The sequence below is a fragment of the Bradyrhizobium sp. 155 genome (assembly GCF_023101105.1).
Lineage (GTDB): Bacteria > Pseudomonadota > Alphaproteobacteria > Rhizobiales > Xanthobacteraceae > Bradyrhizobium > Bradyrhizobium canariense_D.
Window position 1 is genome coordinate 1143957 of sequence record NZ_CP064704.1, and the last position, 24732, is coordinate 1168688.

Sequence of the window (24732 nt, forward strand, 5' to 3'; positions counted from 1 at the left end):
CTACTGTGCATGGGGTTGTTTTCGCGGTTTTTGTTTTTAGGGGGCCCTGTTGCCGAGACCGCACACGTCGCGGCTTTCGCATCTCCCCTCGTTGCCAACGAACGCCCGTTCACCCACTATCGTCTCCGACTCGACATTTGGGGGGATCGATGCCGGCGTTCCGTTTCAAGAAAACCTTGGCTGCCGCGATCACGGGGATCGCCCTGGCCGTCCTGATCCAGCCGGGTGAAGCCTTTGCCTACTCCCAGGAGGAGCAGCAGGCCTGCACGCCGGATGCGATGCGGCTGTGCGGCGAGTTCGTTCCGAACGTCGATGCCATCACCGCCTGCATGATCCAGAAGAAGTCGCAGCTCTCGCCGCAGTGCCGGGCCTTCTTCCGGCCGGGACCGGAGCCGGGCATGGCGGCCGCGCCCCGCGCCGGCAAGCCGACCAGCATCGCGCCCAGGAGTTCGGCCCGGACGGCGAAGAAGAGCACCAAGCCGGCCAAGAAGAAGAAAGCCAGCGAAGGCTGAGCGCGGGCGCCGCGTTCCCTTTTTGGATCATGCCCGGGCCACAGCGCGCAGTGCGTTTGAAGTCCCGGGCATTTGCGTGTCTGACTCCTCGCTCGCTGTCTTCTGAGTCAAACTGACCCAGGCATCAGCCCCACACCAGCCCCCCGGACTCCTTTTGTTCGCCTCCGCGTGCGGACGCTTGCGATAAGGCGGGATGGAAACGGCTAGCGAAACGGATTGCGCGGCGAGGTTGCATTCCGCTTCGTCCTGCCAAGGCTGCTCAAAAAACGCACGATTGCTGGCGCGAAAGGTGTTGCGATGCAGCTCGCAGCCGTCGTCGCACGCAGTAGTGTGACTCAAAAGCCAACGCGCTTTGTTATTTCATGGCGCCAGCATAACTTATGATAAATTTTTCTTTCCCGAATCACCGCGGTGATTCATTTTCGCCGCCTGGGGTCAATCTGGAGGCAGAGGTATGAACGTTATTGTTTTTGCATCGCGTAAAGGTGGCTCAGGCAAGAGTACCCTGGCCGCGCATCTCGCCGCGCAGATCAAGGCGACCAAGCCGATCCTGCTCGTCGATGCCGATCCGCAAGGCTCGCTCACGCTGTGGCACAAGCTGCGTGGCACCAACGAGCCGCCGATCAAGTCCGCGGTGAACTCGGTCAGCGGCATCGTCTCCGCGGCCAAGCGCGACGGTTATGAATGGGTGTTGATCGACACGCCGCCAAACCTGTCGGCCGTCGTCGACGACGCCATCCGCAATGCCACCATGGTGGTGATTCCTGCCCGTCCCGGCGTGTTCGACGTCAACGCGGTGCAGGAAACCATCCAGATGTGCCGTGCGGCGCGCAAGCCCTACGCGGTCGTGCTCAACGGTGCGCCGGCGCGCCGCGACGAGTCCGAAAGCCCGATCGTCACCATCGCCCGCGAGGCGTTGGCGAAGTTCCGTGCTCCGGTGTGGGGCGGCCAGATCACCAACCGTTCGGATCTGCTGATGGCGCTGAGCCACGGCGAGGGCGCGCGGGAATATCAGGCCGAGAGCCGTGCGGCGCAGGAAATCGCAAGGCTGTGGGCGGCGATCGAACGTTCGGTGAAGGCTATTCGCGGCACGGCGTCGGCGTCCGGCGCAATGCACAAGCAGGCGGCGTAATTTTCATAAATCATTCCCCGGACGAAAAACGCGCGGACCTCCGCGCGTTTTGCGTTTTCGGGCGAGCACGATCCGGAAAAGTGTGAAGCGGTTTTCCGATAAGATCGTGCTCAAGAAAGTGGATGGAAGTTACGCCACCATCAGCATGTAGAACACGATCACCGGCGACAGAGTGAGGATCACCGACCAGATGCCGGCGGCCCAGAGAATGTCCTCGGTGGTAAAGCCCTGCTGTCCAGCGTCGTAATGCGACGCCATCTCGTTATGACTATTCACAAACGCCCCCGCGATTTCTTCGCTTATGGGCATGAACGCTACACGGGATATTTTAAAATTCCGGGTCGCAGTTTCGCGCGCTTTTGAACACAGCTGCTACCACGAGTCAACCATCGCGACGCGCTGGCATCATGCCAGCCAGACCCGAAACACCAGCACCGGCATCAGGCCGAGCATCACCGCCCAGAAGCCGAACGACGACACCACCACAATTCCCCGCAAGAAATCAGCCGACGCGAACATGTCTGCCGCCGTCGGGCGGATGCGTTGCCCCATGATCATTCCCCCATTTGAAAAGACTTTGAATGAAGACGATAGGCGCGTTTGCGTAAACGAGCCGTGGATGCGCCATGCGGCAGCAGCGAAGGCCGTTGGGGCGGGGTTAACCACGGGCACGCTCTATCAATCCCTCTCCCCCTGCTTACGGGGAGAGGGTGGGGTGAGGGCTATCAGCTAAGCCGCGACTTGCATCCGCCGTTCGATCTCGCAATCGAGCTGCACGGCGAGTTCGCTGCCGATCTCGACCATCGGCAGGCGCACTTCGGGGCTGTCGATCAAACCCGTGCGCCACAGCCAGTATTTTGCCGGCGCGGGACTGGGCTCGGTGAACAACAGGCGCGTCAGGTCCGCGACCTCCTGCCAGCGCGCCAGCGCTGCATCGTGATTGCCGCGCTTCAGCTCGGCATGGACAGCCGCGAACGTCGCGGTCTCGAGATGGGCTGACAGCACGATGCCGCCATCGGCGCCGTCGCTGAGCGCCTCGAAATAATTCGCATCCTCGCCGGTCAGCACGCGAAAGTCCGCAGGCCTGTCGCGCAGCAGCGCGATGGATTGCTCGCGGCTTGCGCCGCAATCCTTCAGGCCGATGATGTTCGGATGCCCGGCAAGCCGCAGCAGCGTCTGGTTGGTGATGTTGACCGAGGTGCGATAGGGGATGTTGTAGAGCGCGAGCGGCCAGGCGGCGTGATCGGCGAGCGCCTCGAAATGCGCCAGCAACCCGCGCTGCGACGGCCGCACGTAATACGGACTCGCGATCAGATAACCGTCGATCGGCCAGTCCGCGGTCTCGTCGAGACGCTCCTTCAGCCGCGAGGTGTCCGCGCCTGAAAGTCCGAGGCAGATCGGAAGCTTGCTGTGGCCGGTGGTCAGCTCGTCGCGCACGATGGCGACGAGGCGTTCGAGTTCGGCTTCGCGCAGAGTCATGCCTTCACCGGAGGTCGCCCCCAGGATGAAGCCGTCGACGGCCTGCCCGCTGTAATGCCGTGTCAGCCGGCGCAGCGACCTCTCGTCGAGGGCACCGTCGCGAAACGGCGTGATCAGCGGCAGCCAGAGCCCGTGCAAATGTTCCTGTAGTCCGGTCATGTTCCATCTCCTTCTCGGGAAAAATCCTGAGACGGGGCACATGAAAAAACCCCGTCCAGGCGGCGGGGTTTTCGAAGTTTCGGCTCGCGATGACGAAGGCTGTTAGCGCGCGCAAAAATCCGAGGTCCCCGAATGGGGGCCTTTTTTCGAGGCGATTGCCTGCGACGAGATTGCGCACGACTTCGTGATCATTCGCAAATGATGCGGGGTAAGCATGGAACTGTCAATACACGTGGAGGGCGAAGGCCGGATTTGCCAAAAAAAAGCCGGGCTCGATCGAGCCCGGCTTAAGGTATTGGCCACGTGAGGCCGACACAATCACCTTCCAAGAGGGATTACTGAACTCCCGCGCCACTGGAGGAGGGGGACAAATGCGCAACGCGAAGGCTCAGCGTAGAAACATTATGGGCTAGCCTCGCGCCATGCATCAAGCGTCCAAGCCGCATGTCAGACATGCGGAAATCAGGACGGCCAGCGCTGCGCTTTGCTCACCACGAAGTCGCGGAACACTTGCACGCGCGCGACCGTCTTCAGCTCTTCCGGATAAACAAAATACGTATCGAGCTGGATCGAATCCGATTCGCCGAACAGCTGCACGAGGCGGCTCTGTTCTTCGATCAGATAGTCCGGCAGCGCCGCGATGCCGAGGCCCTGCTGACAGGCGCGGACGAGGCCGAGAATGTTGTTGACCCTGAAATAGGCTTCGCGCGGACCCGAGCCGTTGCGCCCCGCTTCGACCAGCCAGTTGCGGTTCTGAAGATGCGGGGCGAAGTTGCCGTCAGAGAGCGTGATGATGCGGTGGGAGTCGAGCTCCTCCAGCGTGCGCGGCGTGCCGAAGCGCTTGATGTAATCAGGCGAGCAATAGGCGTGGAAGCCCATCGCGAACAGCTTGCGCTGAATGAGATCCGGCTGCGTCGGCTTGCGGGTGCGGATCGCGACGTCGGCCTCCCGCATCGACAGGTCGAGCTCCTCGTCGGTGACGATCAGCGAGATCCGGATTTCCGGATAGAGCGCGGTGAATTCGCCGAGCCTGGGGATCAGCCAGTTGATGCCGACGCCGGGCGTGGTGGTGATCTTGAGATCGCCGCTCGGCCGCTCGCGGCTGTCGGTCAGTTTCGCGCGCGCCGCCTGCAGCTGCATGAAGACGTCATGGGCGGTGCGGAACAGGAGGTCGCCCTGTTCGGTGAGGATCAGGCCGCGGGCGTGGCGGTGGAACAGCGAGACCGAGAGCTCCTGCTCCAGTGCCGAGACCTGGCGTGACACCGCCGATTGCGACAGGCCGAGCTGCTCGCCCGCGTGCGTGAAGCTGCCCGCTTCCGCCGCGGCGTGAAACACCTTCAGCTTGTCCCAGTCCATATCCGTAAATCCGTCGCGTGTTCTTGCCATGATGTCTATTCCGCTGCCGCGCGCTCGCTGGCGCGCAGGGCCAAAAATCGTTCCGCCTCGAGCGCCGCCATGCAGCCGAGGCCGGCCGCCGTGACCGCTTGACGATAGGTCTCGTCGGCGACGTCGCCGGCGGCGAACAGGCCGGGGACCGAGGTCGCGGTCGAGTTCGGGGCGACCTCGACATAGCCCGACGGTTTCAGCTTGACCTGCCCAGCCACGAGCTCGGTCGCCGGGGCATGCCCGATGGCGATGAAGACGCCGTCGGTCGGCACATCGGTCAACGCGCCGGACTTGACGTTCTTCAGTCGCACATGGGTGACCTTGTTCGGGTTCTCGGTGCCGCAGATCTCGTCGACGGCTGAGTCCCAGACCACCTTGATCTTCGGGTGCTTGAACAGACGCTCCTGCAGGATGCGTTCGGCGCGGAAGTGATCGCGACGATGCACGATGGTGACCTGCGAGGCATGGTTGGTGAGATACAGGGCTTCTTCGACCGCGGTATTGCCGCCGCCGACCACCACGACTTGCTTGTTGCGGTAGAAGAAGCCGTCACAGGTGGCACAGGCCGACACGCCGCCGCCCTGGAATTTCGCTTCGGACGGCAGCCCGAGCCAGCGCGCCTGGGCGCCGGTGGCGAGGATCACGGTGTCGGCGAGATAGACGTCACCGCTATCGCAGGTGAGGCGAAAGGGTCGCTGCGAGGTGTCGAGCTTCGTCACCAGATCGGTCTTGATCTGGGTGCCCACATGCAGCGCCTGCTTCTCCATCTGCTCCATCAGCCAGGGGCCCTGGATCACGTCGGCGAAGCCGGGATAGTTCTCGACGTCGGTGGTGATGGTGAGCTGGCCGCCTGCCTGGATGCCCTGGATCAGGATCGGCTCGAGCATCGCGCGCGCGGCGTAGATCGCCGCCGTGTAGCCTGCGGGGCCGGAGCCGATGATGACGACCTTTGCATGGACAGCGGCGGACATTTCGACAGATGCCTTTCACGGGGGACTGCAGCGCGGGCGCGGAACGTGCCGGGAGGCCTCGCGGAGGCGCTGAAATATCAGAGGTAATCTAAGCCTTCTGGTGAGCTATGCAAGAATTGCATTCCCTATCGGCGGATTTTTCCAATAGGGAACAAAAGTCGATTGCGCTGCACGCGCAATAAAATTGCGCCGGTCGTGCGGTCTGGGCTATGAGGATTGCGACAAAGCCACCGATACCGCCGCAAGACCAGGAGTTCCAATCACGTGTCGCGGAACCTAGACGAGATCGACCTGAAGATTCTCACCGAGATTCAGGCCGACGGTCGAATCACGAATGTCGAGCTGGCCAAGCGCGTCGGCATTTCGCCCCCGCCCTGCCTGCGCCGCGTGCGGGCGCTGGAGGAGGAGGGGTATATCCACGGCTATCGCGGGCTTCTGGATGCACGCAAGCTCGGCTTCGACGTCACGGTGTTTGCCGCAGTGCACCTCTCCAGCCAGGCGGAGGCCGATTTGCGCGCCTTCGAGGAGTTCGTCCGCGCCGAGCCGCTGGTGCGCGAGTGCTGGATGCTGTCGGGCGAAGTCGATTTCATCCTGAAATGCGTCGCACCCGACATGGCCACCTTCCAGGATTTCGTCACCCACCTGACCGCCGCCCCGCACGTCCGCAACGTGCGGACCTCGCTGGTGCTGCACAATTCGAAATACGAGGCGGCCGTGCCGCTCGACGTGAGAGGAAGAAGGTAGTTCGTCCTCTCCCCGCAGGCGGAGCGAGGTGGAGTAAGCCGCACCCCCTCGGCAACACTAGATACAAAAGGCCGCGCATCGCGCGGCCTTTTCAAATCACGCGCGACGGCAAATCGTTACCGCCACTCCACCTTGGTGATCTCATAAGCCTTGGCGCCGCCGGGTGCGTTGACCTCGACTGTTGAGCCCTTCTTCTTGCCGATCAGCGCGCGCGCGAGCGGCGAGGTGATGGAGATGCGGCCCTTCTTGGCGTCGGCCTCGACCTCGCCGACGATCTGCCACACCGTCTTCTTTTCGGTGTCCTCGTCGACCAGTGTCACGGTCGCGCCGAACTTGATGGTGTCGCCGGACAGCTTCGAGATGTCGATGATGTCGGCGCGCGCCAGCTTGTCCTCGAGCTCGGCGATGCGGCCTTCATTGTGGGACTGCTCTTCCTTCGCGGCGTGGTATTCCGCGTTCTCCGAAAGGTCTCCGTGCGAGCGCGCCTCGGCGATATGCTCGATGATCCGCGGACGGTCCTCCGACTGGCGCTTCTTCAGTTCTTCCCCGAGTGCGGCAAAGCCGCCCGCTGTCATCGGTACCTTTTCCATCTCTTCTCTCGTCCTTCGGTCGCGCGCGCCCTGAAAAGTCAGCGCGCACGCAACTTGATTCGTCAGTCTGTCCGGGGGCTCAACGCGCGTGCCGCCGAACGTTCATATGGGCTTGGCACCGGAACAGAACAACCATATGGCCGGACAGTTCCTCCGGCCATAGTGGCTTCACCGCCAATCACTTAACAGAAGGTTGGGCCTTCCGCTCGCGATCAGGTTTCCGAAAAGTAGCTCTGCAGGGTCCGAACCTCAAGGTCCCCGCCCAGATAGGCGCGGATGCCCTGCGCGGCCGCCACGGCCCCGGAAAGAGTGGTGTAATACGGCACTTTATGCAAGAGGGCCGCGCGCCGCAGAGAACGGCTGTCGGCGAGCGCCTGCGGGCCTTCGGTGGTGTTGAAGACGAGCTGGACGTCGCCATTGGTGATGGCATCGACGATGTGCGGCCGGCCCTCCAGCACCTTGTTCACCTTCTCGGTCGGGATCCCCTGGTCGGTCAGGAAGCGGGCCGTGCCCGACGTCGCCAGCACCTTGAAGCCGAGCGAATGCAGCTCGCGAACGGCCTCGGTGATGCGCGTCTTGTCGCTCTCGCGAACCGAAACGAACACCGTGCCCTTGCGCGGCACCCGCGTGCCGCCGCCGAGCTGGCTCTTGGCGAACGCCACCGCAAAGGAGCGGTCGATGCCCATGACCTCGCCGGTCGAGCGCATCTCGGGGCCGAGCACGGTATCGACCCCGGGGAAGCGGGCGAACGGAAACACCGATTCCTTCACGCCGACATGATCGAGGTTCGCCTTCTTCAGGTTGAAATCGGCGAGCTTCTCGCCGGCCATGATGCGCGCCGCGATCTTCGCCACCGGCGTACCGACCACCTTGGCGACAAAGGGCACCGTGCGAGAGGCCCGCGGATTGACTTCGAGCACGTAGATCTCGCCGTCCTTGATGGCGTATTGCACATTCATGAGGCCGACGACGTCGAGGCCGAGTGCCAGCTCGCGGGTCTGCCGCTCCAGCTCCTCGATCATCTTGTCGTCCAGCGAGTGCGGCGGCAGCGAGCAGGCGCTGTCGCCGGAATGGATGCCGGCTTCCTCGATGTGCTCCATGATGCCGACGATGAAGGTGTCCTTGCCGTCGCAGAGGCAGTCGACGTCGATCTCGGTCGCATCGGACAGATAGCGGTCGAACAGCAGCGGATTCTTGCCGAGCACGGTGTTGATCTGGCCGGTCTTGTCGTTCGGGTAGCGCGCCTTGACGTCGCCCGGCACCAGCTCCGGCAGCGTGCCGAGCAGGTAATCGCTGAGCTGGTTTTCCTCGCGGATGATTTGCATCGCGCGGCCGCCGAGCACGTAGGACGGGCGCACCACCAGCGGCAGCCCGAGATCGGTTGCGACCAGGCGCGCTTGCTCCACCGAATAGGCGATGCCGTTCTTGGGCTGCTTCAGCCGCAGCTTGTCGAGCACCCGCTTGAAGCGGTCGCGGTCTTCCGCAAGGTCGATGGCGTCGGGCGAGGTGCCGAGGATCGGCACTTCGGCGGCTTCCAGCGCACGCGCGAGCTTGAGCGGGGTCTGGCCGCCGAACTGCACGATGACGCCGTGCAGCGTGCCGTTGGTGCGTTCCTTCGCGATGATCTCCAGCACGTCCTCGGCGGTGAGCGGCTCGAAATAGAGCCGATCGGCGGTGTCGTAGTCGGTCGACACCGTCTCCGGGTTGCAGTTGACCATGATGGATTCGTAGCCGGCGTCGTGCAGCGCGAAGCAGGCGTGACAGCAGCAATAGTCGAACTCGATGCCCTGGCCGATGCGGTTCGGTCCGCCGCCGAGGATGATGACCTTCTTCTTGTCGGACGGCGAGCTCTCGTCCGCAGGCGTGCCCGCGAACGGCGCCTCATAGGTCGAGTACATGTAGGCGGTGGGCGAAGCGAACTCGGCCGCGCAGGTGTCGATGCGCTTGTAGACCGGGCGAACGCCGAGCGCGTGGCGCTTCGCCGTGACCTCGGCCTCCGTCGTCTCCGCGATCACCGCGAGCCGGGCATCGGAGAAGCCCATGGCCTTGAGCGTGCGCATGCCGAAGGCGTTGCCCGGCAGGCCGTTCTTGCGGACCTTCGCTTCCATCTCGACGATGCCGCGCATCTCGCTGAGGAACCACGGATCGATCTTGCAGGAATTGAAGATCTCCTCGTCCGACCAGCCGAGCCGCATCGCCTGCGCGACCTGGAGCAGCCGGTTCGGTGTCGGCGTGCCCAGCGCAGCGCGGATCGCATTCTTGTCGTCGTCGCGGCCGAGGCCTTCGATCTCGATCTCGTCAAGTCCGGTGAGGCCGGTCTCGAGCCCGCGCAATGCTTTCTGAAGGCTTTCCTTGAAGGTGCGGCCGATCGCCATGACTTCGCCGACCGACTTCATCGACGTAGTCAGCGTGGTGGAGGCACCGGGGAATTTCTCGAAAGCGAAACGCGGCACCTTGGTGACGACATAGTCGATCGTCGGCTCGAACGAGGCCGGCGTGGCGCCGCCGGTGATGTCGTTGGCGATTTCGTCGAGCGTGTAGCCGACCGCAAGCTTGGCGGCGACCTTTGCGATCGGAAAGCCGGTAGCTTTCGAAGCCAGTGCGGAAGAGCGCGACACGCGCGGGTTCATCTCGATGACGACCATGCGGCCGTCCTCGGGATTGACGCCGAACTGCACGTTGGAGCCGCCGGTCTCGACGCCGATCTCGCGCAGCACCGCCAGCGAGGCGTCGCGCATGATCTGGTATTCCTTGTCGGTCAGCGTCAGCGCCGGCGCCACCGTGATGGAATCGCCGGTGTGCACGCCCATCGGATCGAGGTTCTCGATCGAGCACACGATGATGCAATTGTCGTTCTTGTCGCGCACCACCTCCATCTCGTACTCTTTCCAGCCGAGCACGGATTCTTCGATCAGCACTTCGTTGGTGGGAGACGCATCCAGGCCGCGCTCGATGATGTCGAGGAACTCTTCCTTGTTGTAGGCAATGCCGCCGCCGGTGCCGCCCATGGTGAAGGAGGGGCGGATGATCGCGGGCAGGCCGATCTCGGACAGCGCCATCAGCGCCTGGCCAAGCGCATATTCCTGGTAGCGCTTGCGGCGGTCGCTTTCGCCGAGTGCCCATTGCCGCTCGAGCTCTTCGAGTGCAGCGCCCGATGCCTTGGCGCGTTCGGCCTGGTACTTGTCGCGGAAGGACTTCTTCAGGGCGGAGGCGTTGGCGAGCCGCGACTTCGGCGTCTCGAGCCCGATCTTGGTCATGGCCTCGCGGAACAGCTGGCGGTCCTCGGCCTTGTCGATCGCGTCCGCGGTGGCGCCGATCATCTCGACGTCATACTTTTCCAGCGTGCCTTGCTGGCGCAGCGAGAGCGCGCAGTTCAGCGCGGTCTGTCCGCCCATGGTCGGCAGCAGCGCGAAGCCGCCCGGAATGACGTGACGTTCCTTCTCGATGATTTTCGCGACGATCTCGGGCGTGATCGGCTCGATATAGGTCGCATCGGCCAATTCGGGGTCGGTCATGATGGTGGCCGGATTGGAATTGACGAGGACGATGCGATAGCCCTCTTCCTTCAGCGTCTTCACCGCCTGGGTGCCCGAATAGTCGAACTCGCAGGCCTGGCCGATCACGATGGGACCGGCGCCGATGATCAGGATGGTGGTGATGTCTGTACGTTTGGGCATCAACTCTCGCCGAAGTGGAATTTGGGCACAAAAAAAGGGCGCGCCTGCTGCGCGTCCCTTTGGCCGAGAGCGCGGTGGTCCCCCCTCGCGCGCGGGGTGGGTCTTAGACCAGTTTTCGGGGCGGCGAAACCCCGAAAAACGCCCATCAACCGGCAATTTTGACCGGTTTTGGCCGGGCCTGCCAACCGCGGGCGAGATGGACCAGAAGAGCGGCCGAAACGCTCAATCCGCCGACCCAGCCGAGATCGGCGGGGCTCCACGCCGCAAGCACGGCGCCGCCCAAGGCTCCGCCGATCGCAAAGCCGAGATACATGGCCGAGGCGTTGAGTGAGAGCGCGATCATCGAGGCGTGCGGCTCGATCCGGATGATGCTGGCAACCTGGGCCGGGTAGAACGCCCATCCCGAGATGCCCCAGAGGAAGATCGCACCCAGCACCGCGTAATGCGTCTGTCCCGGCATCAGCTTCAGGACCAGCGAATGCAGGATCAGCGCGCTGGCCATGCCGGCAAGTCCGAGACCTGCTGTGGCAAGCGTGCCGAGCCGGTCGGCCAGGACGCCACCGAGCATATTCCCGATCGCGGCGGCGCCGCCGAACACCAGCAGCGCCAGGCTGATCTGCGACGCATCGAATCCAAGGCCGCGCAGCGGGACCGCGAAATAGGTGAAGACGGTGAAGCCACCGAGCGCCCATAAAATCGTGATCAGAAGCGCCGTCAGGACATTGCGGTGACGCGCCACTGCCAGCCGATCGCTGAGCGAGGCCGTGTTGCGTGACAGGCCGCGGGGCAGACCGAGCAGGAGGCCGGCGAGCGCAACGGCACCGATCAGGGCGACCATGGCAAAGGTCGCGCGCCAGCCGAGCAGGCTGCCGACGAGATTGCCGAGGGGAACGCCGATGACGGTCGCAACCGTGAGGCCCGAGGTAACCAGCGCCACCGCGCGGCCGCGTCGCTCCGGCGCGGCGACGGCCACGGATACGGCCAGCGCGGTCGGCATGCACAGCCCTGAGCCCAGCGCCATCAGCATGCGCGAGGCCAGCAGCAGGGCGTAATTCGACGCCACCATCGCCGCGAGGTTTCCGGCGATGAAGGTCGATAGCGCCAAGGCCAGCACGGTGCGGCGGTCGATATTGTTCAGTGTCACCGCCAGGATCGGCGAGCCGACCGCATAGGTGAGAGCGTAGGCCGTCACCAACTGTCCGGCGGCGGGGACGGAAATCGCCAGGTCCGTGGCGATCGACGGCAAAAGCCCAGCAATGACAAAGCCTTCCGTGCCGATCGCAAAGGCTGCCAGGGCCAACCAGAATACGCTCATCCGAGAAATCCCTATGTTCAACGTTTATTGAACTATTGATGGGGCCGGGTCAGGAGTCAATTGGTTCAAGAACTATTGAACATCCAGGCCATTTCGCTATGATCTTCGGACCATGAGCCGCACCCCACCCCACCCCACCCGCGAGCAGATCGAGCTGCCGATGGTTCTGGATTGCCTCAGCGATCCGATCAGATTGGCGATCGTGTACCAGCTCGCGCAGCAGGAACGTGTCAGCGGCGAGCTGTGCTGTGGGGATTTCAACGGGCTCAGCGGCAAGTCGAATCTTGCCTATCACTTCGCCAAGCTGCGCGAATGCGGCCTGATGCAGACCCGCGTCGCCGGCACCAACCGATTCGTGCGCCTGCGCCGCGAGGATCTGGACGCACGCTTTCCGGGCCTGCTCGATGCCGTCATCATCTCTGCGGCAAAGGATGCAGACCGGCTGCGGCTTGTGTCGGAATGTGAAGTGGTTGAGGTTGATTGAGGATTGGGCGGCCAGTCCCTCTACGCTTGCGCTTCGCTCCAGCTAGGCCGGACACGCTTCGCCCCTGCGGGTCTTGCGTGGCTGCGCCACGCGTAGCCCCGTGAGGGGCGAAGCGTGGAGACCCGGCCTGGATTTGAACCAGGATAAAGAGCGATGCATCGCCCTCGCGTAGACACTTCCGCCACCGGGCCGCGGCGATCATTACCGATCGGGGTGCGACAAGCCACCTCAGGCAGACGTTATGCTTAACGGATCCACCAAGCTCAACGTACCAGCGGCGGCCGCGCGACGAACGTCATGCGCCAGCTATTGTGGCCGATATTGCGGTGAGCGCGCTGGACCGCGAAGCCGGCTGCCTTGAGCTTGGCGGTGATCTCCTCCTCGCTGTAGCGCTGTAGCCCGATGCGCGTGCGCAGCTGGCGGTAATCCGACAGTGCGGTGCTGATCAGCCCGATCAGCGCATCTTTCAAAAAGCCGTGACGCAGGCCGAAGCTGAGCAGCGCTGTGACGTCCCTGAACATGCCGACATTGGGCTGGAGGATATCGCCCAGCACGAGCTTGCCCGAGGGCTTCAGGATACGGGAGAAGTTGAGGAGCGCGGCGTCGAGCTCGTCCGGCGTCATGTATTGCGCGACCGAGTTCATCACGACGAGATCGATCGACTGCTCCTGCATCTTGCGGACGTCGTCGAGCGAGCGGACGCGGATTTTCGTGTTCGGGGCAAACCGCGCGATCAACCGGCCGCGCACGCCCGGCGCGGGCTCGGCGAGGATCAGCTTGCCGCAGGCCGCCGCGACCTGGCTCGCCGACAGCGCCTCGCCGCAGGCATAGTCGAGCACGGCCGCCTCGGGCGAAGAGATGTAGCCGATGATGTCCCGCGCGATGATCTGGAAGTGCAAGTCGCGATGCAGCTTGCTGACATAGATCGTGTGCGTCGAGTCGTAATAATCGATCCAATCGTCCATGGTCGTCGAGGGCCCCGGCCAAACGGTTCCGCTGCAGGAACCGGCGCTGCCCGCCTGCGTTAGGGGTGCGGCGGCGCGCCGTCAATGTCTGCGTCCTAACAGGAAGGTTTCCCGTGAGCAAAGCTCCACAAAAGGTCTCGCCCGACCTCGACACGCCCACCGATCTGTCGTCCCAGGCGGTCAACAAGGTTTCGGAGGCACTGAACGTGCTTCTGGCCGACGCGTTCGCGCTGTATCTGAAGACCAAGAATTTCCACTGGCACATCAGCGGCCGGCATTTCCGCGACTATCATCTGCTGCTCGACGAGCAGTCCGACCAGATCTTCGCCACCACCGACCAGCTCGCCGAGCGCGTCCGCAAGATCGGCGGCACCACGCTGAAGTCGATCGGGCAGGTCGCGAAACTCCAGACTATCAAGGACAACAACGAAGACTACGTCCCGCCGCGCGAGATGCTGCGCGAATTGATGCAGGACAACAAGCATGTCGCCGCCGCTATGCGCAAGGCGCACGACGTGTGCGACGAGGCCGGTGATGTCGCCAGCGCCAGCATCCTCGAGAACTTCATCGACGAGACCGAGCGCCGCACCTGGTTCCTGTTCGAAGCCACACGACAGGAAGGTGCGAACGAGGCGTAACCGGACCGCATCAACACCCTCGTCCCGGCCTAGTGCGCAATTGCGCACTAGGCCGGGACGACGCCGTAGTGCGCAGCTAGCGTTCGCGACTCATGGCTGCCACAACCGCATCAACGCGCCATTCTTGCCAGTCACCGGATCGGCGGGCGGCCGCGCGACGTTTGGAATCGTCTTCAGCGCCTTGGCGTGGTTCTCCGGTGTTGCGCGGGTGACCTCCATCTTCGCGCCCGGCGGATAGGCGCCGATCACGCAGAAATCCGCGCTGGCCTTGATGCGTTGGTGACCTGTGCCGGCGGGCAGGATCGCGACGTCGCCGGCCTTGATCTCCAGCTCCTGGCCGTGGTCGCCGCCGAAGCGGACGCGCGCGCTGCCACGCGCAACGCCGAGCACCTCGTGCACCGTTGCGTGATAATGCAGATAATCGAACACGCCATTGCGCCACGTGCCGCCCCAGCCGTTCGCTTCGAACAAGCGTTCGATCGTCTCTTCCGGCTGTCTGGAATCGAGCTTCACCGCGGCCTGGTAGACCAGGAAGGGGAGGATATTGTTGGGCACGAGCCCGTCATCCTCAAATACGATGGCGAGCGGCTCGGCATTGTCGCGGACGACAGACATAAGAGGCTCCTGCGTGAGCGTAGCAGTGATCAACGAAGGGAGTTAAGCGGCGTTCCTCGTTCCGCTGTCATTCCGGGTTCGCGCTGCGCTGCGCCCGGAACGACAAGAGCCCGGGCGAAGGCCCGGGCTCGATGTCGTCAAAGCAGTTGCAGGAGAGCGCGCGCCCTACACGCTCTTGTTCTGCCGCATCAGATCGGCAAAGCGCTGGAACAGATAGTGCGAGTCGCGCGGACCCGGTGAGGCCTCGGGGTGGTACTGCACCGAGAACACCGGCTTGCCGTCGAGCTGGATGCCGCAATTGGAGCCGTCGAACAGCGAGATGTGGGTCTGCGTCGCGCCCGTCGGCAGGGTGCTCTCGTCGACGGCAAAGCCGTGGTTCATCGAGGTGATCTCGACCTTGCCGGTGGTCTCGTCCTTCACGGGATGATTGGCGCCGTGATGGCCCTGGTGCATCTTCTTGGTCTTGGCGCCGACGGCGAGGCCGAGCATCTGATGGCCAAGGCAAATTCCGAATGTCGGCGTGCCCGACTTGATCACGTCCTGGATCACGGGCACGGCATATTTGCCGGTCGCGGCCGGATCGCCGGGACCGTTCGACAGGAACACGCCATCCGGCTTCATCGCCAGGATATCCTCGGACGACGTCGTTGCCGGCACCACCGTTACCTTGCAGCCGACGCCGGCGAGCAGGCGCAGAATGTTGCGCTTGATGCCGTAATCGATGGCGACCACGTTGAACTCAGGCTTGTCCTGGCGGCCAAAGCCCTTGTCCCAGAGCCAGGGCGTCTCGTCCCAGGTGAAGCGCTGGCCTGAGGTGACCATTGGCACCAGGTCCATGCCCTCGAGGCCGGGCCATTCGCGCGCTTCTTCCTTCAAGCCGTGCAGGTCGAACTCGCCGTCCCTGGCGTGCGCGATTACGGCGTTGGGCATGCCCTTGTTGCGGATCAGCGCGGTCAGCGCACGGGTGTCGATGCCGGAGAGGCCGATGATGCCGCGCGCCTTCAGCCACTGGTCGAGGTGCTTGGTGGCGCGATAGTTCGAGGGATCGGTGATCGCGGTGCGCAGGATCACGCCGCGCGCGCCGGGCGTCGCTGCCATGTTCACCGTCTCGATGTCGTCGTCGTTAGTGCCGACATTGCCGATATGCGGGAACGTGAAGGTGATGAGCTGGCCGGCATAGGAGGGATCGGTGAGGATCTCCTCATAGCCGGTCATCGCGGTGTTGAAGCAGACCTCGCCGACGGCTTGGCCTTCGGCGCCGAGGCCAAAGCCTTCGAGCACCGTGCCGTCGGCAAGCACCAACAGCGCGGTCGGTTTGTGGTCCGGCCAAGCGTGATCGTTATCATGTTGTGTCATGAGCCCGGTTCATAGTCCCCGCGGGCGCTGCCGTCAAAGCGGAGATGCGCCGATTCACATGCGTTTTTGCATATTTGACAGGTCGGCTTGGGCCCCTAAGCTCCGCAGCATAATTTCCGGTAAATTCCGGGGCTCGGGAGGCAATAATGGACCAGACGACGCCGATTCTGCTGGTTCCGGGATTAGCCTCCTCGGCCCGGATCTATGCACCGGTGATCCCGTCGCTGTGGCGGTTCGGCCCGGTGATGGTCGCCAACCATATTCGCGATGACAGCATGGCGGCGATCGCCCGGCGGGTGCTGAGCGAGGCGCCGCCGCGCTTCGCGCTCACCGGCCATTCCATGGGCGGCTACATCGCGCTCGAGATCATGCGCCAGGCGCCCGAGCGGGTGGCCAGGCTCGCGCTGATCAACACTCAGGCGCGGCCCGACACGGAGGAGGCGACCGCACGCCGCCGCGGCCTGATGGAGCTGGCCCGGCGCGGGGAGCTGCGTGCCGCGCGCGAGGAGATGTTTCCCGAACTGGTGCATCCGTCGCGCCGCGACGATGCAGGCATTCGCCAGCTCGTACACGAGCAGGGCGATGACGTCGGCGTCGAAGGCTATCTGCGGCAGCAGACCGCGATCATCGCGCGGGTGGATTCACGGCCGACGCTTGCGACGATCAAATGCCCGACATTGGTGCTGACGGGCGATCAGGACAACACGATTCCCAACGCATTCTCGAAGGAGATGGCGGAGGGCATTGCCGGCGCAAGGCTCGTCGTTCTGGAGAATTGCGGACACCTGCCGCAACCGGAGCAGCCTGCGGCGACGGTGCAGGCGCTGGTCGAATGGCTGGGAACCCCGGTTGTCTCCGGGCTGCGAACGGCCTAGATCAGGCGTCGGATAGTCTAGGGGATCACGATCATGCTGCGCGACGACATCAACAATGCGGTCAAGGAGGCCATGAAGGCCAAGGAAGAGCGCAAGCTGTCCACGCTGCGCATGGTCAACTCGACCATCAAGAACGCCGACATCGAGGCGCGCGGCAACGGCAAGCCGCCGCTCTCGGACGCGGACTTGCTCGGCGTGTTTCAGAAGATGATCAAGCAGCGCCAGGAATCGGTTGAGCTCTACGAGAAGGGCGGCCGTGCCGAACTCGCCGCGCAGGAGCGCGACGAGATCGCGGTGATCTCCGCGTACTTGCCGAAGCAGATGTCGGATGACGACGTCAAGAAGGTGATCTCGGACGCGATCGCCGAGACCGGCGCCGCCGGCATGAAGGACATGGGCAAGGTGATCGCCGTGTTGAAGACCAAGTACGCCGGCCAGATGGATTTCGGCAAGGCCTCTGGTTTGGTGAAGGCTGCTCTGACGGGCTAGGCGGCCGCGCCGAAGGTTTGCCAGGAGCTGACAGACTATCATCCTGGTCATGCCCGGCCTTGTGCCGGGCATCCACGTTCTTCAAAATGGAGAGAAAGAACGTGGATGGCCGGGACGAGCCCGGCCATGACGAGAACCTCCGATGAGCAGGGCCTCTCCCATGACCGCCATCAAGCCGTTCCGCATCGCCATCAGCGACGACGTCCTCACCGACCTCAAGTCGCGCCTCGCCCGCACGCGCTGGCCGGAGGCGGAGCTGGTCGATGATTGGAGCCAGGGCGCGCCGCTGGCATGGATCCAGGAAATCTGCACCTATTGGGCTGATGGCTACGACTGGCGCGCGCGCGAAGCGAAACTCAACTGCTTCGAGCAGTTCACCACCGAGATCGACGGGCTCGACATCCACTTCCTGCATGCGCGCTCGAAGGAGCCGTCGGCACTGCCGCTGATCATCACCCATGGCTGGCCCGGCTCGATCGTCGAATTCCAGAAGGTGATCGCGCCCTTGGTCGATCCTGTCGCGCATGGCGGCAATCCTGCCGATGCCTTCCACGTTGTCTGCCCGTCGCTGCCGGGCTTTGGCTTTTCCGGCAAACCCAAGACCACCGGCTGGGGCGTCGATCGTATCGCCGCGACCTGGGCCCAGCTGATGGACCGGCTCGGCTATACCAGGTACGGCGCGCAGGGCGGCGACTGGGGCTCGGCAGTGACGACCTCGCTTGGCATGCAGGACGCCGAGCATTGCGCCGGCATCCACATCACGCTCGCCTTCAACGCCGCGCCGAAAGTCGAGGGCGAACCGACGCCGGAAGAGAAGCGCGCGCTCGCCGGCCTCAAGCATTACGTCGACCTCGACTCCGGCTATTCGAAGCAGCAATCGACGCGGCCGCAGACACTCGGCTACGGCTTGACGGATTCGCCGAGCGGGCAGGCGGCCTGGATTCTGGAAAAATTCTGGGCCTGGACCGATTGCAACGGTCATCCCGAGAACATCTTCACCAAGGACGAGCTGCTCGACAACGTCATGCTCTACTGGGCGACGGAGACCGCGACCTCGTCGGCGCGGCTCTATTGGGAAAGCTTCGGCAAGCGCCGGACCACGCCGGTCGTCAAGGTGCCGACGGGCGTGGCTGTCTTTCCCAGGGAGATCATCACGCCGGTGCGGCGCTGGATGGAGCCGAACTTCCGCAACATCACGCATTGGAGCGAGATGGAGAAGGGCGGCCATTTCGCCGCATTCGAGCAGCCGGAGCTGTATGTCGGCGAGGTCAGAAAGTTCTTCCGGACGGTGCGCTGAGACGCATTCTCCGTCAGGCCCGGACTTGTCCCGGGCATCCGCGCCCTTAAACTCAGGTCAAACAAGAACGTGGTGGCCGGGACAAGTCCGGTCAGACGACGCTGCCGGGAAACGACCATGCTCACCGAAGCCAGCACCTATGACGAACTCTACGGCAATTTCCGCTGGGAGATCCCGGCGCGCTTCAACCTGGCGGAGGCCTGCTGCGATCGCCACGCCGACGGCACCGGCCGGCTGGCGCTGGTCTATCTCGACGAGAACGGCGCCATCACGCGCACATCCTTCGACGATGTCGCGGAGATGTCGCGCCGCTTCGCCAATGTGCTGAGGGCGGATGGCCTTGTCCGCGGCGACCGCGTCGCGGTGTTCCTGTCGCAGTCGCTGGAGCTGCCGATCGCGCACATGGCCGCGTTCCGTTCGGCGATGATCTCCATTCCGCTGTTCGCATTGTTCGGCGAAGACGCGCTGGAATTCCGCCTGTCGAACTCGCAAGCCAGGGCGATCGTCACCGACGAGGGTGGCTGGGAGAAGCTTTCGAAGATTCGCGACCGTCTGCCGGAGCTGAAGAAGGTCTACATCGTTGGCGAACGAACGCCGGCGGGTACGACATCGTTCTGGAATTCGGTCAAGGCTGCATCGCCCGACTTCAGGCTGGTGGACACGTCTGCTGACGATCCCGCGCTGATCATCTACACCTCGGGCACGACGGGCAATCCGAAGGGCGCGCTGCACGCCCACCGCGTCGTGCTCGGACATCTCCCCAATGTCGAGATGTGCCACAACTTCCTGCCGCGCCCCGGCGATCTGATGTGGACGCCAGCGGACTGGGCCTGGATCGGCGGCCTCATCAACGGCCTGTTCGCGTTCTGGTACCACGGCATTCCCCTGGTCGGTCACCGCGCGCGAAAGTTCGAGCCGCAAGCGGCGATGCAGATGATGGCCGATCTCGGCGTGAGTAATGTGTTCCTGCCGCCGACCGCGCTGAAGCTGATGCGGCAGGCCGGCGTGACGCATTCCGGCGTCAAGCTGCGCAGCATCTTTACCGGCGGCGAGTCCCTCGGCGGCGAGCTGCTCGGCTGGGTGCGCGAGATCTTCGGCGTCGACGCGCACGAGGTGTTTGGCCAGACCGAATGCAATCTCGTGATCGGCAGCAACGCGAATCTGTTTCCGATCCGCCCCGGTTCGATGGGCAAGGCGACGCCGGGTTTCGACGTCCGCATCGTCAATGACAGAGGCGAGGAGCAGCCACGTGGCCAGCGCGGCATCATCGGGGTGCGCCAACCCTGTCCTTGCACGATGCTCGAATACTGGCGCAATCCGGAGGCAACGTCGAAGAAATATGCCGGCGAGTTCCTGCTCAGCGGCGATCTCGGGGTGCAGGACGAGGACGGTTACTTCTGGTACGTCAGCCGCGAGGACGACGTCATCACCACCGCCGGCTATCGTGTCGGCCCGTCCGAAATCGAGCACACGCTGATGAAGCACCCGGCGGTGGCGATGGCGGCGGTGGTCGGCATTCCCGATCCGATCCGCACTGAATCGATCAAGGCCTGGATCGTGCTGCGCGCGGGCTTTGCCGCCAGCGACGCACTCGCGCGCGAGATCCAGGAGTTCGTCAAGGTGCAACTCGCCGCCCACGAATACCCACGGTTCGTGGAGTTCGCGGAGACACTTCCAATGACCGCCACCGGAAAGGTGCTGCGGCGCGAGCTGCGGACGAGGGGTTAGCTTCCTGCAATGGCAAAGACGTCTCAAGCCGCGGGGCTTCACCGCGCTTCACTTGCGAAGCTGAGCGAACTCGATGCGGCGCTGGAGCTCATGTATTACGGCTGGCGCGGGATGACACTCGAAGCCGACGCATATCTCGCCAAGCAAGGACTGTCGCGCCCGCACCATCGCATCCTCTACGTGGTGGCGCGCCGGCCCGATATCGCGATCGGCTCGCTGATCGAGATCCTCGGCATTTCCAAGCAGGCCCTGAACCGGCCGCTCAATTTGTTGCTTGAGCGCAAGCTCCTGACCTCAAAACGCTCGCCCGAGCAGCATCGCTCGAAGCTGCTGCGCCTGACGGCCGCGGGGCAGCGCATCGAGCAGCGCGCATCGGACCACGAGCGCAAGGTGCTGCGCGAGGCGTTCGATCGCGTCGGAGCGACAGGTGCGGCTGCGTGGATGGGCGTGATGGAGGCGATCGCCGACACCAACTGACGATTCCTGAAGTCAACATGGTTGACATGAGGAGCAGGCTTTGCCACTTTCCTGGCCAACGAGCCGTGGGAGGGCTCCGCCATGCGTCTTTCGGATATCGTGCTGCTCCTCAACGCGCTCTGGTTCGGCGGCGCCTTCATTCAGTTCAGCATTGCGCAAGCCAATACACTGAAGATTCTCCTGCCGCGGGAAGAGCGCACCAATCCGATCGCGCCGACATTGTCGGCCAGCGTGGCATTCCTTGGCGGCATCAATCTGCCGATCGGCCTTCTGTCGCTCTACCTTCTGGCAGCCCGTCCGGTCTTCTTCCAGCCGGTCGAAGCGCAGCTGGTGCTGTTCCTGTTCTTTGCCGCCTGCCATTTCAGCCAGTTCGCCTACAACCTTCCGGTCCTGCTGCGCGGAGGACGCGTCGGGGTCGCTTATTGGCCCGTGTTGAAAGGCCCGATGCTCAGGATCTTCGTCATCGACGCGGCCTTGTTCGTGGCCAATCTGGGTGCGGCGCTTCTCCTCGCGTCGCGCTCCTGACTACCGCGACGGCGTCGACAGCGCAGATCGCAGCATGGCGGCGAGGTCTCGCCGCCGGAACGGCTTGGTCAGGATGCGGGCATCGCCGATTGCGTCGGGCGCCGAGACCGGATTTTGGCTGTAGCCGGAGGTGAAGAGCACCTTGAGCCCGGGTCGCAGCTGGATTGCTTGCCGGGCAAGCTCCGGCCCGAACATGCCGCCGGGCATCACGACGTCGGTGAACAGCAGGTCGATATCCCCGGACTGGCGCAACAAGTCGAGCGCCGCCGGGCCGCTCGCGGCCGTGATGACGCGATAGCCGAGCGTCTTCAGCTCGCTTTCGACATAAGTCCGAACCATGTCGTTGTCTTCGACGACGAGAATGGTCTCGCTTCCTTCGCGCGTGACGATCCCTTCGGCGGGTGAGGCGTCCTCGTTTGGCGGTGTTGCCAGGCGGGGAAAGAACAGCCTGACGGTGCTGCCTTGTCTCGGTGCGGACTGCATCTGCACCAGCCCGCCGGACTGCCGCACAAAACCGTAGACCATGCTCAGGCCGAGCCCGGTTCCCTTGCCGACCTCCTTGGTGGTGAAAAACGGCTCGAACGCCCGGCTCGCCACCTCGGCGGTCATGCCGCTGCCGGTGTCGATCACGGCCACCATGACATAGTCGCCTGGTCGCGGTTCGCCATTGATGTCCAAGTCGGATTCACCGAGCGAGACGTTGCGCGCCTCGATGGTCAGCCTGCCGCCCAACTGCATGACATCGCGCGCGTTGAGCACGAGATTGAGCAGCGCAGTCGTGAGCTGGCCGGGATCGACGCTGATCAACCACAGGTCCGGTGCGAGCGCGAAGGTGCATTCGATGTGCTCGCCCAAGGGGCGGCGCAACAAGTGCTCCACCTCCTTAATCTTTTCGCCGATGTCGATGTCTCGCGGCCTCAGGGGCTGCTTGCGCGCGAAGGCGAGCAGGCTCCGCGTCAGGTCGGAGCCGCGTTCGGCAGCTGTCGCGATGTCGCCGGCGATCCGGTGCAACTCCTTGTTCCCCGCCAGCCTGTCGGCAAGGTGCTCCGAATTGCCGAGAATGACGGTGAGGAGATTGTTGAAGTCATGCGCCACACCGCCGGTGAGCTGGCCCATGGCCTCCATCTTCTGGGATTGGCTGAGCTTCTGGTTGAGGTCCGCGATGGCCGCCCGTTGCTGCTCAAGCGACTCGGCGGTGCCGTTGAGCAGAGTCATCAGTCCGCCCAGCTCGCCGCGCGGATGGGGAGGAGGAATTCGCGCGCTGAGATCGCCGAGCCCGAGTCTCTTCGCCATGTTGGCGAGCCGCCCGACCTGGCGCCCGACGCTCACGGTCGCGAGGATCCATACGCCGGCCAGCAGCAGCAGCAAGGCCACCGCGAGGATCGCCATATCCTCATAGAGCCGGCGATTCGCCGCCGCGACCAATCCGTCCTTGGACCGTCCGACCAGGATGTAGAGGCCGGCATCACGGATCGAAGGTGAGTGGGCGACGGCCCAGACCTGCGTGCGGCCGTCGCGATCGGTCACTTCCTGAAATGCCTTTTGATCGGGAGCCGTCGCGAAGCCGAGCAGGTCGGATCCCGCGATCGACGCGCCCACGGGCGCGGTCCAGCCGGCTCCCGAGGGAGCGACGAGAACGGTGCCCTTGCCGTCAATGAGCAGAATATCCTTCTCGGCGAGCAGCCGCTTGTGGTGATACTCGGCGAATTTGCGCAGGTTGAACGAGGCAAGCAGCACCAGCTTCAGCGCGCCCGCCTCCGATCGCACCGGATATGCGATCTGGAGCACCGATATTCCGGTCAGCCGGCCGAATACCGGCTCAACCACGACGTTGCGCGAGACCAGGGCCTGCTTGAAATAGGCGCGATCCCTCAGATCGAGGGTGCGGTTGGTCCGTAGCGAGTCGCAGAACAGGCTGCCGTCCGGATCGATGGTCAGGATTCCCGTGAACTGAGGATATTCCTCGCGCACGTCCGACAGAAACGCCGAGCACGCCGCCTTGTCGCGCGTGTCGAGGTCGCGCGCGCGGGCCAGACCATAGTGAAGCTGAGCGGTGCCCTGAATCTTCCCACCCAGATCGCTCGCAATGTCGTCGGCCGAGGCCGCCAGATTGGCCAGGGCGGCGTTGACTTCACTGCTCCGGTTCTGCACGAAACGCAGCCCGACGAGGCTCGCCGGCACCAGCATGGCCGCGATGACGAGTATCAGTAGCCGGGTACGCAAGCTCATCGGTCGGACGGTCCATTCGGGTCATCGCGCGCTCGTTCAAAGACCCAATTTGCGGCACCACCCGCCGCTCAGTCCATAGGCATCGGGTCGAAAAAGTCCCCGACGGGGAAAGATTTCGAGCCGCGGGCAGGACGGATGAGCTTCCCGAAGGACGCGCGCCGTCGGCGCGGTGGTTTTCCCGGGTTTGCGCCGGCGGCTTCGGGATACTGTCGTCCAGCCAACAACTCGCGCGTGCGCACCTGCCGCGGGGACGCTAAGATCGAGGTCAATCCGCGTGCGACGGAGATCGCGCCGGCGAACGAGGAGGAAGCTGATGTCCATTTCGGGCAAGGTCGATCCGGTGGTGCGTCCTGTCGCGGCGACCGATATCGCCGAGGCGCTGGTCGAAGGCCTGCGGGATTTCCAGGCGCTGCCGCTTTACGGCCTCTGCTTCGGTACGCTCTACGCCGCCGGCGGCATCGCCATCATGCTGTGCTTCACTGCGTTCGGCATGGTCTATCTGGTCTATCCGCTGGCCGCCGGCTTCGCGCTGCTCGGGCCATTCGTGGCGATCGGGCTCTATGAAGTCAGCCGCCGTCGCGAGCGCGGCGAGCCCGTCTCGCTCGGCGCGATCTGGTCGGCTGTGCGCGCGCGCAGCGAGATCGGCTGGATGGCCTTCGTCACGCTGTTCGTGTTCGTGGTCTGGATGTATCAGGTGCGGCTTCTGATCGCGCTGCTGCTTGGCCTGCATGCCTCGTTCTCGAGCCTGCAGGAGTTCATGACGGTGGTGCTGACCACGAACGAGGGCCTGCTGTTCCTCGGCATCGGCAACGCGGTCGGCGCGGTGCTGTCGCTGATCCTGTTTTCGCTGACGGTCGTGTCGTTTCCGCTGCTGCTCGACCGCGAGGTCGATTTCGTCACGGCGATGGTGACAAGCGTGCGCGCGGTCGTGGCCAGCCCGCTGCCGATGATTGGCTGGGCCGCGGTGATCGTGATGGTCCTGATCGTCTCGGCGCTGCCGTATTTTCTGGGGCTGGTGGTGACGCTGCCCGTGCTCGGGCACGCGACCTGGCATCTTTATCGGCGGATCGTGGTGCCGGTGGCGTAGCG

The 24732-nt window shown here is 64.0% G+C and carries 24 protein-coding genes; 12 read left to right on the forward strand and 12 right to left on the reverse strand.

Translation table 11 applies throughout. The annotated features are described in order from the left end of the window. The first annotated feature begins 149 nt into the window (after nucleotides 1–149). Nucleotides 150–512: a hypothetical protein gene (locus tag IVA93_RS05595; protein ID WP_018453584.1), complete on the forward strand. Its 363-nt coding sequence runs from the start codon at nucleotides 150–152 to the stop codon at nucleotides 510–512. A gap of 454 nt (nucleotides 513–966) precedes the next feature. Continuing rightward, nucleotides 967–1644: an AAA family ATPase gene (locus IVA93_RS05600; protein ID WP_007596685.1), complete on the forward strand. Its 678-nt coding sequence runs from the start codon at nucleotides 967–969 to the stop codon at nucleotides 1642–1644. 129 nt (nucleotides 1645–1773) lie between these two features. On the opposite strand, the gene IVA93_RS05605 is transcribed toward IVA93_RS05600, so the two are convergent. The 5 genes from IVA93_RS05605 to trxB form a co-directional block, all read right to left on the reverse strand. Next, on the reverse strand, nucleotides 1774–1953 hold the full coding sequence (locus IVA93_RS05605) for a hypothetical protein (RefSeq protein ID WP_007596684.1): 180 nt from the start codon (nucleotides 1951–1953) through the stop codon (nucleotides 1774–1776). A gap of 96 nt (nucleotides 1954–2049) precedes the next feature. Further along, on the reverse strand, nucleotides 2050–2196 hold the full coding sequence (locus tag IVA93_RS05610; RefSeq protein WP_166517545.1) for a hypothetical protein: 147 nt from the start codon (nucleotides 2194–2196) through the stop codon (nucleotides 2050–2052). A gap of 177 nt (nucleotides 2197–2373) precedes the next feature. Continuing rightward, nucleotides 2374–3282, reverse strand: a complete 909-nt coding sequence (locus IVA93_RS05615) for a 4-hydroxy-tetrahydrodipicolinate synthase family protein (RefSeq protein WP_018453587.1) — start codon at nucleotides 3280–3282, stop codon at nucleotides 2374–2376. 462 nt (nucleotides 3283–3744) lie between these two features. After that, nucleotides 3745–4668: a LysR family transcriptional regulator gene (locus tag IVA93_RS05620; RefSeq protein WP_007614700.1), complete on the reverse strand. Its 924-nt coding sequence runs from the start codon at nucleotides 4666–4668 to the stop codon at nucleotides 3745–3747. A gap of 5 nt (nucleotides 4669–4673) precedes the next feature. After that, nucleotides 4674–5639, reverse strand: coding sequence for a thioredoxin-disulfide reductase (trxB, locus tag IVA93_RS05625; RefSeq protein WP_018453588.1), 966 nt, complete (start codon nucleotides 5637–5639; stop codon nucleotides 4674–4676). 264 nt (nucleotides 5640–5903) lie between these two features. Between trxB and IVA93_RS05630 the strand changes: the two genes are divergently transcribed. Beyond that, nucleotides 5904–6383, forward strand: coding sequence for an Lrp/AsnC family transcriptional regulator (locus tag IVA93_RS05630; RefSeq protein ID WP_007596676.1), 480 nt, complete (start codon nucleotides 5904–5906; stop codon nucleotides 6381–6383). A 116-nt stretch (nucleotides 6384–6499) separates the two neighbouring features. Here the strand turns inward: IVA93_RS05630 and greA are convergent, their stop codons facing one another. The 3 genes from greA to IVA93_RS05645 form a co-directional block, all read right to left on the reverse strand. After that, entirely contained in the window at nucleotides 6500–6973 is a 474-nt protein-coding gene (gene greA, locus IVA93_RS05635) for a transcription elongation factor GreA (RefSeq protein ID WP_007596674.1), read from the reverse strand. A gap of 212 nt (nucleotides 6974–7185) precedes the next feature. Further along, on the reverse strand, nucleotides 7186–10650 hold the full coding sequence (carB, locus tag IVA93_RS05640; protein WP_018453589.1) for a carbamoyl-phosphate synthase large subunit: 3465 nt from the start codon (nucleotides 10648–10650) through the stop codon (nucleotides 7186–7188). 145 nt (nucleotides 10651–10795) lie between these two features. Next, nucleotides 10796–11965: an MFS transporter gene (locus IVA93_RS05645; RefSeq protein ID WP_018453590.1), complete on the reverse strand. Its 1170-nt coding sequence runs from the start codon at nucleotides 11963–11965 to the stop codon at nucleotides 10796–10798. Nucleotides 11966–12077: 112 nt separating this feature from the next. On the opposite strand from IVA93_RS05645, the gene IVA93_RS05650 reads away from it, so the two are divergent. Then, entirely contained in the window at nucleotides 12078–12449 is a 372-nt protein-coding gene (locus tag IVA93_RS05650; RefSeq protein ID WP_247454640.1) for an ArsR/SmtB family transcription factor, read from the forward strand. A 263-nt stretch (nucleotides 12450–12712) separates the two neighbouring features. Here the strand turns inward: IVA93_RS05650 and IVA93_RS05655 are convergent, their stop codons facing one another. Beyond that, a complete protein-coding gene (locus IVA93_RS05655; protein ID WP_018453592.1) occupies nucleotides 12713–13414 on the reverse strand; it encodes a class I SAM-dependent methyltransferase in 702 nt (233 codons plus the stop codon). 113 nt (nucleotides 13415–13527) lie between these two features. Here IVA93_RS05655 and IVA93_RS05660 point away from each other — a divergent pair, with 113 nt between their 5' ends. Beyond that, nucleotides 13528–14052 carry a Dps family protein gene (locus IVA93_RS05660; protein WP_018453593.1) on the forward strand — a complete coding sequence of 175 codons (525 nt, stop codon included), beginning with the start codon at nucleotides 13528–13530 and terminating at the stop codon, nucleotides 14050–14052. A 90-nt stretch (nucleotides 14053–14142) separates the two neighbouring features. Here IVA93_RS05660 and IVA93_RS05665 read toward each other — a convergent pair whose 3' ends face one another. Together IVA93_RS05665 and carA are read right to left on the reverse strand one after the other, a co-directional pair. Further along, complete coding sequence (locus IVA93_RS05665; protein ID WP_018453594.1) at nucleotides 14143–14667, reverse strand: hypothetical protein; 525 nt, start codon at nucleotides 14665–14667, stop codon at nucleotides 14143–14145. 165 nt (nucleotides 14668–14832) lie between these two features. Next, on the reverse strand, nucleotides 14833–16023 hold the full coding sequence (carA, locus tag IVA93_RS05670; RefSeq protein ID WP_026232561.1) for a glutamine-hydrolyzing carbamoyl-phosphate synthase small subunit: 1191 nt from the start codon (nucleotides 16021–16023) through the stop codon (nucleotides 14833–14835). A 146-nt stretch (nucleotides 16024–16169) separates the two neighbouring features. On the opposite strand from carA, the gene IVA93_RS05675 reads away from it, so the two are divergent. The 6 genes from IVA93_RS05675 (at nucleotide 16170) to IVA93_RS05700 (ending at nucleotide 21414) form a co-directional block, all read left to right on the forward strand. Beyond that, the gene (locus tag IVA93_RS05675) at nucleotides 16170–16898 is read left to right on the forward strand and encodes an alpha/beta fold hydrolase (protein ID WP_018453596.1); all 729 of its coding nucleotides are present in this window, start codon (nucleotides 16170–16172) and stop codon (nucleotides 16896–16898) included. Nucleotides 16899–16931: 33 nt separating this feature from the next. Further along, complete coding sequence (locus IVA93_RS05680; RefSeq protein ID WP_018453597.1) at nucleotides 16932–17387, forward strand: GatB/YqeY domain-containing protein; 456 nt, start codon at nucleotides 16932–16934, stop codon at nucleotides 17385–17387. A gap of 160 nt (nucleotides 17388–17547) precedes the next feature. After that, nucleotides 17548–18684, forward strand: a complete 1137-nt coding sequence (locus tag IVA93_RS05685) for an epoxide hydrolase family protein (RefSeq protein ID WP_018453598.1) — start codon at nucleotides 17548–17550, stop codon at nucleotides 18682–18684. A 117-nt stretch (nucleotides 18685–18801) separates the two neighbouring features. Then, the gene (locus tag IVA93_RS05690; protein WP_018453599.1) at nucleotides 18802–20412 is read left to right on the forward strand and encodes an acyl-CoA synthetase; all 1611 of its coding nucleotides are present in this window, start codon (nucleotides 18802–18804) and stop codon (nucleotides 20410–20412) included. Between the two features lie 9 nt (nucleotides 20413–20421). Next, nucleotides 20422–20889 (forward strand): MarR family winged helix-turn-helix transcriptional regulator, encoded by a 468-nt coding sequence (locus IVA93_RS05695; RefSeq protein ID WP_018453600.1) that lies wholly within the window; start codon nucleotides 20422–20424, stop codon nucleotides 20887–20889. Nucleotides 20890–20970: 81 nt separating this feature from the next. Beyond that, entirely contained in the window at nucleotides 20971–21414 is a 444-nt protein-coding gene (locus IVA93_RS05700) for a hypothetical protein (protein ID WP_018453601.1), read from the forward strand. On the opposite strand, the gene IVA93_RS05705 is transcribed toward IVA93_RS05700, so the two are convergent. Next, nucleotides 21415–23643, reverse strand: coding sequence for an ATP-binding protein (locus IVA93_RS05705; RefSeq protein WP_247371585.1), 2229 nt, complete (start codon nucleotides 23641–23643; stop codon nucleotides 21415–21417). Nucleotides 23644–23956: 313 nt separating this feature from the next. Between IVA93_RS05705 and IVA93_RS05710 the strand changes: the two genes are divergently transcribed. Beyond that, nucleotides 23957–24730 carry a DUF2189 domain-containing protein gene (locus tag IVA93_RS05710; RefSeq protein WP_018453603.1) on the forward strand — a complete coding sequence of 258 codons (774 nt, stop codon included), beginning with the start codon at nucleotides 23957–23959 and terminating at the stop codon, nucleotides 24728–24730. The last annotated feature ends 2 nt before the right edge of the window (nucleotides 24731–24732 follow it).